11 protein-coding genes are annotated in these 13,613 nt (G+C 45.0%); 8 read left to right on the top strand and 3 right to left on the bottom strand.

Features of this window, described 5'->3' with window-relative positions; all coding sequences use genetic code 11:
* Nucleotides 1–147: 147 nt before the first annotated feature.
* From FD12_RS08130 to FD12_RS08120, 3 genes are all read right to left on the bottom strand, one after another.
* Entirely contained in the window at nt 148–1,062 is a 915-nt protein-coding gene (locus FD12_RS08130; protein WP_056982556.1) for a proline iminopeptidase-family hydrolase, read from the bottom strand.
* Between the two features lie 62 nt (nt 1,063–1,124).
* On the bottom strand, nt 1,125–3,536 hold the full coding sequence (locus FD12_RS08125) for a Xaa-Pro dipeptidyl-peptidase (protein WP_056982554.1): 2,412 nt from the start codon (nt 3,534–3,536) through the stop codon (nt 1,125–1,127).
* A 677-nt stretch (nt 3,537–4,213) separates the two neighbouring features.
* Complete coding sequence (locus FD12_RS08120) at nt 4,214–5,434, bottom strand: helix-turn-helix transcriptional regulator (protein ID WP_056982552.1); 1,221 nt, start codon at nt 5,432–5,434, stop codon at nt 4,214–4,216.
* A 144-nt stretch (nt 5,435–5,578) separates the two neighbouring features.
* On the opposite strand from FD12_RS08120, the gene uidA reads away from it, so the two are divergent.
* The 8 genes from uidA to FD12_RS08080 all read left to right on the top strand — a co-directional run bounded on the left by uidA (nt 5,579) and on the right by FD12_RS08080 (nt 13,599).
* Nucleotides 5,579–7,393, top strand: coding sequence for a beta-glucuronidase (gene uidA, locus FD12_RS08115; RefSeq protein WP_056982550.1), 1,815 nt, complete (start codon nt 5,579–5,581; stop codon nt 7,391–7,393).
* Between the two features lie 563 nt (nt 7,394–7,956).
* Nucleotides 7,957–9,096 carry a cation:proton antiporter gene (locus FD12_RS08110; protein ID WP_056982548.1) on the top strand — a complete coding sequence of 380 codons (1,140 nt, stop codon included), beginning with the start codon at nt 7,957–7,959 and terminating at the stop codon, nt 9,094–9,096.
* A 273-nt stretch (nt 9,097–9,369) separates the two neighbouring features.
* Nucleotides 9,370–9,798: a bis(5'-nucleosyl)-tetraphosphatase gene (locus FD12_RS08105; RefSeq protein WP_054748683.1), complete on the top strand. Its 429-nt coding sequence runs from the start codon at nt 9,370–9,372 to the stop codon at nt 9,796–9,798.
* Between the two features lie 3 nt (nt 9,799–9,801).
* Complete coding sequence (locus tag FD12_RS08100; protein WP_054748682.1) at nt 9,802–10,371, top strand: guanylate kinase; 570 nt, start codon at nt 9,802–9,804, stop codon at nt 10,369–10,371.
* A gap of 143 nt (nt 10,372–10,514) precedes the next feature.
* Complete coding sequence (locus FD12_RS08095) at nt 10,515–10,955, top strand: Fur family transcriptional regulator (protein ID WP_056982547.1); 441 nt, start codon at nt 10,515–10,517, stop codon at nt 10,953–10,955.
* Nucleotides 10,956–11,033: 78 nt separating this feature from the next.
* Nucleotides 11,034–11,642 carry a hypothetical protein gene (locus tag FD12_RS08090; RefSeq protein ID WP_056982545.1) on the top strand — a complete coding sequence of 203 codons (609 nt, stop codon included), beginning with the start codon at nt 11,034–11,036 and terminating at the stop codon, nt 11,640–11,642.
* Nucleotides 11,642–12,478 (top strand): DUF6681 family protein, encoded by an 837-nt coding sequence (locus FD12_RS08085; protein WP_056982543.1) that lies wholly within the window; start codon nt 11,642–11,644, stop codon nt 12,476–12,478. The genes FD12_RS08090 and FD12_RS08085 overlap by 1 nt, the downstream gene beginning before the upstream one ends.
* Before the next feature lie 380 nt (nt 12,479–12,858).
* Nucleotides 12,859–13,599, top strand: a complete 741-nt coding sequence (locus tag FD12_RS08080; RefSeq protein WP_056982540.1) for an amino acid ABC transporter ATP-binding protein — start codon at nt 12,859–12,861, stop codon at nt 13,597–13,599.
* The last annotated feature ends 14 nt before the right edge of the window (nt 13,600–13,613 follow it).

Here is a 13,613-nt window from a genome sequence, read left to right as displayed (position 1 = left end):
ATCTAGATAAAAAAAGAATCCCAAGTTTTCTCTTGACGTAATATAGTTTGTCTTAACTATATAAGGCCTTCCAACTCAAACCCCAAAAACCGGGATTTAAGTTGGAAGGCCTTATATAGACGCGTCAAAGCGTTTTTCTCCGCACGCTTATTTTTTATTAAACGTTCCCGCCTCAACCTCGCGGATAAACGTTGCCAGATGGTCGTAATAGACATCTGGGTTGTCAATCATGTGGTGGTGACCGCCTTCTGGAGTCGATACGAACTTGGCATTTGGAATCATTTCTGCCATTCGTTTTCCAGTTGCCACCGGCATAGTTTCATGTTCACCAAATGTGACCAGCGTTGGAACCTTGATATCCTTCAAGTGGTCGGTGAAGTTCCATTCTGCCAATTTACCAGTGATAACAAACTCATTATCACCTTGGAAAGCACCATAGATATCGGTGTTGGTGACGTCAATCAAATGCGACAACTTAGAAGGTTGCTTCCGGTCAATGTAGCCCTTATTCAAAATATCAACGTATGACTGATACTTATCATTGTCATAATCGTTGGCAGCTTCGCACTTCTTCATGTAGGCCACTTGGTCAGGGGTCAAGGCAGTTTCTCGAACCTTTTCCAAGTTTTCGGTGTAATCATCGATTCGGTCGACCATTGAGGAAACAATGGCACCCTTCAGATGTTTGCCATACTTAGCCGCATATTCTTGAACTAATAAGCCGCCCCATGATTGGCCAATCAGATAGAAGTTATCTAAGCCTAATTTATCACGAACCTCATCAACTTCGTCCAAGAAGTAATCGTAGTTTAAAATATCCTTGCGCACTTGGGGATCGCTGAAGTCAGGGCTGTCTGAGTACCATGAACCCAATTGATCGTACATGGTTACTTGGACGTTCAGGCCTTGCTTAGCCAATTGCTTGGCTGCATCTTCCCAATATTCATGTTCGCCACCAGGGCCGCCGTGCAGTGCCAGCAAATGAATATCGCCAGTGCCTTGCGTGTTGGTCCATAAATGATAACCGTTATCCAGGGTAATGATCTTTGTTCCTGTTCGCATGTAATCACCAATCCTTAATTTGTATTTGTAATCATGATACTGCTTGAAAGAAAACGTTTCAACTACCGTAAGTAAGGCAGCTCAATGTTTGAAGCCGCCAAATCAATTGTGTAAGTAATATCTTGATTACCGCGAATTGTATAATCCATATCGGTTGCGTAAATGATCAGTCCGAGTTGGTGACCGGCCAACAAGCGCCAGAAGGTTGGCTGGAAGGCCATCTCAAACGTATAAAGTTGATTTGGCAGCAGTTCGTCCGATTGATAATTGTTGGTTCGATTTTGCATGTTCATATGAGCGTCCGTAAATTTCTTGTAAGCTGTGGCCTTTTTTTCTGGCAGAAATTCTTTCAAATCATCCTTGCGCCAATGGTAGCCGGTGAGAATTTGTTGAGCAGCCAAAACTTGGGGGACTGGCGTTAAGCGCTTGGCTTTACCATAATCCAACAAGGCAACACTTAATAGCCCAACGTTGGTACTGGTTGATCCACACAGCGAAATCTTGGCTTGACCATCGACAATCAAATCCTCGCTCAAAGGTTCGGAGACCAGTTTGATGCAATGCTTGTCCATCTTGGAATGCTCTTTGGTGAAGAGGGCTCGTTGCCACTTGCTGGTGTCTGAAATATAGTGTTTGAACAGGTCATCGTCTAGTCGATCTGTGAAGCTGGTGTTCTCATTGAGATCGGTGAAACGTTTGTCGGCCAATGAAATTTTCTCAACTTTGGCATCACCGCCCCAATCTTGATATGGCGTCCAAGTTTCTGGTTCGGCGTTATCCTGCACCAGCACGTCTGGAACAATGTCGTTGGCTTGGTTATCGACATCGAGCAATTTGTTAGTAAGCCATAAGTTAACGATATCGGTGAAATCGACTGACCGGAAGTTGTTTAAATACTCGTGTTGCCCCTGATGGAGGACTAATTTCTGAGTGATTGCTTCCTTCTTTAATCGATTACGGAGATGATAAACGTGTGATAATTTGACGTTCCAATCATTCAGCCCGTGAACCAGTAACATATCCGCCCTGACGTTGACGTTCTTCAGTAAGTTTCGGTTGTCCCAGAAGGAATTATAGCTGCCGGATTTGCGGTCCTGGCCACTGGTCAACTTCTTGAGCTGTCCCAACCAGGTATCCTTAATCTTGAGGTAGTCTGCGGCTGATTGTTCACGACTAAACGTTAGCTCACCGAGAACATCGGTATCTTCGCCTTGGAAACCGCCGGGAGCCACAACCAGGCCGTTTTCGCGGTAATAATCGTAGTAATTTGAAATACCGGCTTCAACCACGGCGGTCTTTAAACCGGCGACACCCGTCATTGCGGCGGCAGTTGACAACGTGCCCAAATAAGAGCGCCCGGTCATGCCAACGTTACCATTACTCCACCAAGCGGTGATGGCAACTTGATCGTGGCGGTTGGTAAAGGCTTGGCGATCACCATGAAGCCACTCAATAATTGAAGTGGCACTGATGGTTTCATCCGGGGTTCCGGTTGTTCGGACACCGTCGGAATCTTTGGTGCCCACACCTGAAGAGTAGACAACCGCAAAGCCGCGTGCCAAGAAATAATCATTCAGTGAGTAGGTCCAAGTCTTAACGAAGGTTTCTTCGGCCACTTTTGTTGTTTCCTTGGCTGCCCGTGGTGCTGGGAGATTGGAGTTATCATAGGTCGCTTTGATGTCATCGTATGTAAGCGTATTTGGCTTTTTGCGTTCGAGCGGTAGGTTGACTTTGTGGGTCAAATCGTCGGCTTGCTTGTCATTGGTTCCTTGATCGTAGGGGCTTTCGGTGAAGACAATTGGCACTTTCAAACCAGCTTCAGTTTCTGCTGGGCGGATAATTTCGGCTTTCAGCAGGTCGCGTTTGCCATCGTGATCGGTGTCGAGTGGTGCCTCCACGTAAACGACTTCGTGAATGAGTTTGCTGGTATCGAATACGGCTTGGGATTTGCCATTAAAGATCAGCGGCTGTTTTAAGCCATCGTTGGCAAATTGATGGTAGTAGCCTTGGCCGGCCAGATAGTCAATTAACGTCTGTCCATGCTTGGTGCGGGTGTTCAGTAATTTGTACCAAGCATCGATTACGTCGTCGCGGCTGAGTTGATCGCCGACATCGGCAGTTGGCAGCTTCAATTTTTTCATCGCAGCCAAGGGATCGTTCAGGCTGAAGTCCAAGCCAACCTCAAAGCCCAGCAATTGCAAGGCAACATTATAGAAGGCATCTTTTGTCAGGGTACCTTCATTGGCAGTGTAGTCATAGGCGTTCAGATCACTGGTAGCCATGAGATTAGCAACTTTTTGAACTCGGGTGGAAAGTCCTTGCTTTTCAAGGTAAAACTTGAGCAAAAACTGGCGGAACAACATGACGGGATCAGAAATCTTGGAAGTCCGGGATGTTAAGAAACGGACGTCGGCCAATTCCTTGACGATCTGGTCATGACTGGTGGGAACGTATGCGAATTGATTGATTTTCATGTGAATACCTCCAAAAGTGAGCGGAGTAAAGCGGTCAGGAGTCGGAGCGTAAGTCTCCTCCGAGGGAAATTCCCGGGTTTGGAATTTTTCTCGGAGGTGCTTACGTGCAGACTCCTGCTTTACGCAGCTGTCCTAAAATGAGTGAGCGGATCCAAGCGGTTAGAGATCGGAGTGTAAGTCTCCGCCGAGGGAAATTCCCGGTTCTGGAATTTTTCTCGGAGGTGCTTACATGCAGATCTCTGCTTGGAGGAGCTGTCCTAAAATAAGTGAGCGGATCCAGGCGGTTAGCAACCGGAACGTAAGTCTCCACAAGCAGAAATTCCGGTTTTGGGAATTTTTGCTTGTGGTGCTTACGTGCAGGTTGCTGCCTGGAGGAGCTGTCCTAAAAGAGTGAGCAGGGTAAAGCGGTTAGAAACTGGAACCTAAGTCTCCTTCTGCAGAAATCCTGGTTTTGGGATTTTTGCAGAAGGTGCTTAGGTGGAAGCTTCTGCTTTACGCAGCTGTCCTAAGAAAAAGCAGATCCAGGTTACTGCCTAAAACAGCACCCCAAAACAATTGTTAAAGCCATTATACATTACTTTTCCAGTCATGATTGCGATCAATTTTCACAAAGATTTGCCTCAGAAAGTGCTAACCGCCTGAACCTATCTGTAAAGGGGATAACCAAACGATGCCAATTATCTTCGCCCAACCGAATTCCGATAGTCTAATGGCGTCTGCCCAACAACCCGTTTGAACACCTTTATGAAGTAGGTGACGTTGTTAAAGCCGGCCATCAAAGCGATGTCAGTGACGGACGGGGTGGGTCGCTCGAGGTATTTTTTAGCTTCTGAAATACGCTTTTCATTCAGATAATCGGTGATGGTCAAGCCAACTTCTGCCTTGAACTTTCGCGACAGATATGAGGGGTTCGTGCCAATTTCAGTGGCAATTTCCCCTAGCGAAATATGGTGACCCAGGTTGAGTAAAATGTAGTCAGCCGCTCGCTTAATCATGGGGCTGTACTGATTAGTTGAGACTGAATCAACGAGTGCGCAATATTCCAGTGCCATTGCAGCTGTCAATGATTTCAATCCGGAAACGGTGTTTTGCCGCTCGATCAGCAGGGCATACTTTTCGGAGATGTCGTTTAGGTAAACTGGCTGAACTCCGCCACGGTGAGCGGCAATTCGGCAAAGGGTATTATAGACAAACGAAATATTCTTGGTTGAGCGGAGCGGCTGATGGGGAATTCGATTGGAAAACAGCTCGGTAATCCGTGCAATCGAATGCTGTTGTTTTTCAACGCCCTGTTTGTTCCCCGCCGCAATTGCGTCCATGAGTTCCTGTTCTTCCAGATACCGCTTTTCAATTTGGACCTGAGATTCAGCACTGACGTTTATCAGGGTGGTATGGTGAGGGCGGGCCCTTTTATCAATGAGCTTGACTGGTTGGGACTGAACCAGCGCGTGATTAAATAAGTTGACCAAGAGTGCGCCAATATCTGCGATTCTCGTCGACGATAGGATTGGCAACCCTTGGTACAATTGCTCCAAACGCCGCCGTTCACTGACGGTATAAGAATTGTCGATTAAGATATCATTGACAGCCTCGCGATTGAAGGTATTCGTGATAAAGGGGCCGACAACGACCATTCCCACCGATTGAGACTGCTTGATTAAACCCACAATCAGGTATTCGAGCTTAGTGGCTGTTACAAAATGCAGGTAACGATTAGCGGGTTGAGCGGCCAGTTGGATCATAATTTGGTGAAATTCGGTGCGGCTATGAAAGGCTTGAATGGTGCCACTATCGGTTAGATCCAATAGTTGGTCACCGGCATGACTATAAATAACGATATTAAGTTGGGTCGCAGAATGAAATAACTTGGCTGATTGTTGATAATCTGGTGAAGGCAAAAGTGTCACTCCTCAAAAAAATGTTAGCGGTTCCATAAAAGTCATTATAGAACAATTTATGTAAAAATAGTAGAAGAATATGTCGGCTAATTCGGTTAATCTTTAAACAACGACACAATTCAAATTGAACGGAGGAATTCATTTATGTTATACCCAACTACAACACCTACCCGCGCCTTACTTGATTTATCAGGCCTTTGGAAATTCATGATCGATGAAGAAGTGACCCCAATCGATGTCACTAAGCCCTTACCAACCGACGAAGTACTTGCTGTTCCCGCTTCATTTAATGACCAGACGGCTTCTCAGAAAATCCGTGACCATTCCGGTTACTTTTGGTACGAAACCAACTTTGATATCGCTAAGCCCCTCCGTTCACAACGACTGGTTTTGCGGTTTGGCTCCGCGACTCACGAGGCTTGGGTTTATTTAAATGGTCAAGAAATTACCCATTATAAGGGCGGCTTCACCCCGTTTGAAGTTGAAATTAATGATTATCTTCAAGCCAGCAATAACCGCCTGACCGTCAAATTGAGCAACTTACTTGATTATTCCACGTTGCCGGTCGGTCATTACAGTGAATCCAAAGACGAAAATGGTCATCTGGTTCGCAAAGTTGATGAAAATTTTGACTTTTTCAACTACGCTGGCCTCCAACGCCCCGTTAAAATTTATTCGACGCCCCAAGCCCACATCGACGATATCACGGTTGTTCCCGATGTTGATTTAGCCGCAAAATCAGCCAACGTTCACACAACAATCAAAGCTGCTGGTGATTTTGATGAGGTTAAAGTGACGATTCTCGATCAAGCTGGTAAAGAAGTTGTGAGTGGCGAGGGTACCGACGAAGTCTTGACCATTTCTAACGTCAACTTATGGCAGCCGCTGAACGCCTATCTATATACAGCCAAAGTTGACCTTATCAAAAATGGTGACGTGGAGGATACTTACTCAGAACCATTTGGTGTTCGAAAGATCGCCGTTCAAAACGGTCAATTCTTGATCAATGGTGAGCCATTCTACTTCAAAGGATTTGGTAAGCATGAGGATACCTACGTTCACGGCCGCGGCTTCAATGAGCCCGTCAACGTCTTGGACATTAACCTCATGAAGGACATGGGCGCCAATTCATTTAGGACGTCTCACTATCCATATTCAGAAGAAATGATGCGTCTATGTGACCGCGAAGGGATCGTTGTGATTGACGAAACCACTGCGGTTGGCCTGATGGTCACGTTTGGGTTTGACGTTTCAATGCTGGAAAGTGACGATTACGAAGATGATACTTGGAAAGAATTGAAGACTGCCGAAGCGCATAAACAAGTCATTCGTGAGCTGATCGATCGTGATAAGAACCATGCATCCGTGGTGATGTGGTCGATTGCCAATGAAGCCGCAACTTTCTCCAAGGGTGCCCACGACTATTTCAAACCATTGTTCGATGAAGCCAGAGAATTAGATCCGCAAAAACGCCCATGCACCTACACCAGTATTATGATGGCCAATCCAAAGACGGATGAGTGTATTGATCTGGTTGATGTGATTGCACTGAACCGGTACTATGGCTGGTACATCGGCAACGGAGATTTGAAGACCGCTGAAACTTCCACTCGTGATGAGCTGAAGGAATATCAAGCAAAATTCCCTGACAAACCGATCATGTACACTGAATACGGTGCTGATACGGTTGCTGGCCTTCACAGTAAGTACGGCGAGCCATTCTCCGAAGAATTCCAAGAAGATTATTACCGGATGTCCAGCAAAGTCTTCGATGAAATTCCAAACTTTGTTGGCGAACAGCTTTGGAACTTTGCGGACTTCCAGACCAAGTTTGGCATCCAACGCGTTCAGGGGAACAAGAAGGGCATCTTCACCAGAGCCCGTGAGCCAAAGATGGTTGTCCGTTACCTGAAAGATCGTTGGACAAATATTCCTAACTTTGGTTATAAAACAAAGTAATTATCTACCAATATAGTATGAAGATTTTTAGAGATCACCTGCGAAAATAATGGCGGGGATCTCTTTTTCTTTGGAGACTTACACTCCGGTTGCTAACCACCTGGATCCGCTCACTGTTCTTAGGACAGCTGCGTAAAGCAGAAACTTCTACCTAAGCACCTTTGGCAAAAATCCCAGAATCCGGGATTTCCGCCAAAGGAGACTTAGGCTCCAGTTTCTAACCGCTTTACTCCGCTCACTGTTCTTAGGACAGCTCCTCAAAGCAGAGATCTGCATGTAAGCACCTCGAACAAAAATTCCCAAACCCGGAATTTCTGTTCGAGGAGACTTACACTCCGATCTCTAACCGCTTTGATCCGCTCACTGTTCATAGGACAGCTGCGTAAAGCAGAAGTCTGCATGTAAGCACCACCGAGAAAAATTCCAAAACCGGGAATTTTTCTCGGTGCCGACTTACACTCCGACTTCTAACCGCTTTACTCCACTCACTGTTCTCTCTAGTATGGTAAACTTGTTACAATTAATAAGTTACTAAACGGACAAGATAGATTGGAAGATATTGAATGGGGTTTATTGGACAAATTGCACTGATTTTGATAGCGACACTGCTTGCCGCAGCCATCAGTCAACGATTGGGGATGCCCGCAGTCATTGGGCAGCTGGTTGTTGGGGTTATTTTGGGACCCGGCGTGTTTGGTGTCCTGCAAAACACGCACTTAATGCACGCAGGATCTGAAATTGGCGTCATCATTTTGATGTTTATTGCTGGGATTGAGAGTGATTTAGACTTGCTCAAGAAATATTTCAAGCCAGCGATTAGCGTTGCCGCGATTGGCGTTCTCTTTCCAATGATTGCGTTCTACGGTTATGGCGAATTGATGGGTCAAGGATTCGAACGGTCAATTTTTTGGGGCGTTATTTTTGCGGCAACTTCTGTATCGATTAGTGTTGAAGTTCTCCGTGAATTCAAGAAATTGAATACCAAGGAAGGGGCGACAATCCTCGGAGCCGCGGTGGTTGACGATATTATCGCCGTTATCTTATTGAGTATTTTTGTCAGCTCATTTGGCGTGGCAGACGATAACGCCCCCAATTTGGTGGTTGCAACCATGCTCCAATTGTTATATTTTTTAGGTGTGATCTTGTTGGTCAAATACGTGGCACCGATTGGGTTACGGTTCGCTGAGCGGATTCCAGTTCACGGCTCGGTCGCCATTACCTCGTTGGTATTATGTTTGTCAATGGCTTGGCTTGCCGATGTAATTGGCTTGAGTTCAGTTGTTGGCGCCTTCTTCGCTGGAGTGGCCGTTTCCCAAACGAAGTTCCAGGATGAAGTTTCCAGCAGTGTCAGTTCGGTTGGCTACACATTCTTTATCCCGATTTTCTTCGTAAGCATTGGGCTGGATATGGAATTTGGTGGCGTCCTCAAAAATTTAGGCTTCATTGTCATCATGACGTTGTTGGCAATCGCCACGAAGCTATTCGGTGGGGCGCTTGGTGCAGCTATCACCAAGATGGACTGGCGGAGTGCATTTGTCGTGGGATCCGGGATGGTTTCTCGGGGTGAAATGGCATTGATCATTGCCCAAATCGGGCTATCCGCCAACTTGATGGCCAAAAATTTATATTCAGAAATTATTATTGTGATCGTGTTGTCAACGATCGTGGCACCGTTATTATTGAAGCGAACTTTAAAAGTCTGATGGTTGAATTGTGCTGCACAAAGCAGAAGTCTGCACCTAAGCACCTCTAACACAAATCCCCAAAACCGGGATTTATGTTAGAGGAGACTTAGGTTCCGACTTCTAACCGCTTTGTTTCGCACACTATTACTGAATCGTGCTGCACAAAGCAATAACCTGCACCTAAGCACCTCAACTACAAATTCCCAAAACCGGAATTTATAGTTGAGGAGACTTAGGCTTCGGTTATTAACCGCTTTGCTCCGCACACTACTACAAAAAGGAGTGTCTTTGATGGTTACAGAATATGCAAGTGGCGCAGTTGTTTATGAGGTCAAAGATGGCCGTGTCCGCTATCTATTGTTGCGAAGTGCGACTGATGATTTCTGGGGATTTCCCAAGGGTCACGTTGAAAAGAATGAGAATCTCATTCAAACAGCCGTCCGTGAAATCCGGGAAGAAACGAATTTGAAGACGATTATTGACACCAATTTCAAAGAAAAATTGGAATACGATATGAAAAATGGGCACCACAAGGATGTGACTTTGTTTGTCAGCAAGGTTCACCCCGATGTGAAGGTGACCAAGCAGGATGAAGAGATTAACCAATACGGCTGGTTTAACTACCAGGAGGCCTACGATACCTTATCCTATGACAACTTGAAGCAGTTATTGAAACGGGCAAACGACTACATTTGTAATAAAGAAAATATCGGAGAATAGTGGATGACAAATCGAGTTTTCGTAATTACCGGTGCGGCGGGTAGTGGCAAAACCACCGTGCGGAATTATTTACACGATAAATTTCATATGACCAAAGTGATCACCCATACCACTCGAAAACCCAGGGATGGCGAAAAGAATGGCGTCGATTACTATTTTGAAACCAAGGAATCATTCCCGAAAAATCACTACTTGGAGTCGGTTGTCTACGCCGGCAATCGCTATGGCTCGTCTTATGAAGGCCTGGAGAACGCTTGGAAGACGTCACCGTTTGCCTGTATCGTGTTGGACACAGCGGGGGCGATTACATATAAGCAAAAGCTCGGCGATCAAGCGGTGATCATCTATCTCAAGGTCGGTGACACGACAGAGCTGCAAAAACGCATGGCTTGCCGCGGCGACAATTCGGCGATGGTGGCTAAACGCATCCATAGTAAGGAATATCTTCGCGACTTGGAAATGCCTGAAGAACTGGAAGGTAAGGCCTATGAAATCGTGAACTGGGATCTCGGCAAAACTCAGCGTAAAGTTGATAAGATTGTCACTCAGTATTTAATTGAACCGATGGGATAGTTGTTGCAAGGAACTAAATGTGATAGTATGCACTTAAATAGTAATTGTTACTATAACGAAAGTGCGATTCGCGTTTTGGGTAACCCAGTCCAAGTCAACTCAAGCAAGTGAATCCCACCCAACAATATCACGAGGTGAATAGAATGCCTTCAACAGTCAAAGAAGCAACGAACGTATTAAAAAGCAATCATTTAAAAATCACGAAACAACGGACAGCTATGCTTGAATTTCTATTTAACACGGCCAAAAAGAAGTACGTTGAAGTCACCAGCATTGATGACTTCATGCGCCAGACGTTCCCTAATATGAGCCACAACACAATTTATCGCAATATTTCCGAGTTTGCGGACCTGGGAATCGTTGAGCGCCAAGTTCAAGGTGACCGAGCCTCAGTTAAATTTCAATGTGATTTTGAACATGAACACCATCATCACTTTATTTGCAGCAATTGCGGCAAGGTGATTGAGCTGAAAGACTGCCCTCTGAGCCAGGAAATCGTTAATCAATTGCAGGGCTGCCAAGTGACTGGTCACCTTTTCCAGATTTATGGCCTGTGTCCTGAATGCGCTCAACTTAACGAATAATTAAATAAAAATTTACCAATCGTTCAAACTAATGTGCGATAATTGGTCTACCAAATCTGAATAAGGAAGTTTTTGTGAATGGATAATAGAATTCCGCCATTAATAACACCGTTTGCGATTCTGTCAATTTCGCTCGCACTCGGAGCTACAAACGTCGTGGTTAATAAGGTAACGTCCACTAATGAAGGAACGCCTACTACCACTCAGACGACCAATCAAAAAAATACGTCAAATAAAATATTTGGTACACCTAAAAAGAAGTCAGATTCTGACGCCCAGAAGGAAAAAGAGAAGGCTAAGGAATCGTCTGAAAAAGCTGCTAAAGAATCCTCTGAAAAGAAAGCGGCCGAGGAATCCAAGAAGGCTTCTTCAGCAAAAGAAGAATCAAATAATACCGATACAACGACTGACGATACCGATACCAATCAAACGACTGGCACTAAAAAATCAACAACTGGTACTATTGGTAGCAAGAGTAATACCAATAAATCAACAACAACCGGTGGCACCACTAATAAGAGTGATACTCAGACGAATAATGATGACAACACTCAGACGGGCACAACGGATAATAATGCCAACACCACAACTGGCAATACAACCACGGGCAACACCGGTGGCAATACTGGCACAACAACTGCGGGAAATACAACCACCACGCAGGATGGTGAAGGAGGTAATCAATAATGTTTAGCTTTTTAGACATGGTCAATCATTACCTCGGTTATTTTAATATTAATGTCAAATTAAAGAGCCGCATCTACACAATCCTGGGAGCCTTTGGTGACCTTTATTTGTTTTATATTAGCTTCCGGTTCTTGAAAAATAGCTACTTGAAACAAGGCTCGCTGATTCTGGCGGTTGCGATCATTTTGTTGTACTTCACCATTTGTAATTTCTTCTATTATTTTACAACCAAGCAACCCTGGTTTGATATTTCACCAAAATTGGCCAAGTGGCTGCACATTCAGGAACACCCTCAAGAGACCCAGGTGAATTCACGGATGGGGTCGACAGTGGTCCCGGAAACGAGGCGGAGTAACATTGCCGCCAATGGGTTGTTTGATGATTCTCATCTATTGCCGGCTAAGATTGAAGTCACTGCCTCAGAGCAGCAAAACATCAATCGATTAGCGGCCCAAATGGAACAGGAGGGCTTATTTACCACTGATTACGACGGCATGAGTGACCGCAAGATTTACGAGTTGCTGAAGGTCAACGATGGCAAGCCAATCTACGCAATCGGCAAAGACGTGTTAATGCCTTACTTTGAAATGCGTAAGCAGGGATTGTCAATGATCGTCTACTGCGGCATGAATCAATCTGAGATTTTTCCAGTCGGCGAAATTAAGCGGGTAGGGCTGCAATCGGTTCGCTCCCTTGATTTGTCGGAAGTGAAATTGTACCTCGCATCAGTCACTTTGGTTGGCGACCCCTACAAGCAGATCGGCCGCTCCGGCGTGATTGAAGCCCCCCAGGAGTACACGGTTCGGGCGTCAGTTGCCTACAAGAAACGATCGTGAATTTAAGGTAACGCTCGAAATGCTGAGTTTGGATCAAAGGTGATTTGAGCCCACAATTTAAATTAAAACGGCCATGCATTCTGTTTTCTGGGATGCGTGGCTGTTTTTGCTTAAAGAGGTATAATTATACGCTTATGCTTATAAACAATACCGTTATTAGTGCCCATTTGTATTTTCATAAAATATTCGATATAATTATTCAATCGATACCCGAATTTATTAATCTGAAGGTTTGCTTTTTTGGCTGTGCTACGGAATGATCACAATCAAGTAAAACTTTTGTAACAATTTTTTGACCAATGAGGATTTTTAACATAATATGGAATTAGTATCATTCTTAGGCGATTTTAATGAAGCCTAGTATATTGGAGGAGAAAGACATGGCAATGATCGAATTTCAAGATGTCCAAAAGTACTATGGCGACTTTCACGCCCTCAAGGACATTAATTTAAAAATTGAAGCAGGCGAAACCGTTGTTCTGATCGGCCCTTCAGGTTCTGGAAAGTCAACCCTCATTCGGACGGTTAATGGTCTTGAACGGATTCAAGAAGGTAAATTAATTGTGAATGGCCAGGATTTGGCCGACCGTAAGACAGATATGAATCGAATTCGCAAGAACGTCGGGATGGTTTTCCAACATTTTAATCTGTATGCAAATAAGACGGTCTTGGAGAACATCATGTTGGCGCCTCGGATCGTATTGCATCGACCGGAAGATGAAAACAAAAAGGTTGCGATGCAGTTATTGGATCAAGTCGGCCTTCGGAGTCAGGCGAACAAGTTGCCAGCTCAATTATCAGGTGGTCAGCAACAACGAATTGCGATCGCCCGTTCACTGGCTATGAAGCCTAAGTGCCTCTTGTTTGATGAGCCAACCAGTGCCCTTGATCCTGAAATGATTGACGATGTTTTGAACGTTATGAAGGATATCGCCACCGACTCAGATATGACCATGCTGGTGGTTACCCACGAAATGGGATTTGCGCGTGAAGTTGCCAACCGGGTTGTCTTTATGGACGACGGTCACATTTTGGAAGATGACAGTAGCGAGAAATTCTTTAACGGTGAGCCTACCAATGAACGTGCACGACAATTTCTTGGTAAGATTATTACCCACTAAAATTGGTATTGGAG

It is taken from the genome of Lentilactobacillus rapi DSM 19907 = JCM 15042 (assembly GCF_001436255.1).
GTDB lineage: Bacteria > Bacillota > Bacilli > Lactobacillales > Lactobacillaceae > Lentilactobacillus > Lentilactobacillus rapi.
Note: the sequence above shows the minus strand (reverse complement) of the source record. Positions and strands in the feature narration are given on the sequence as shown.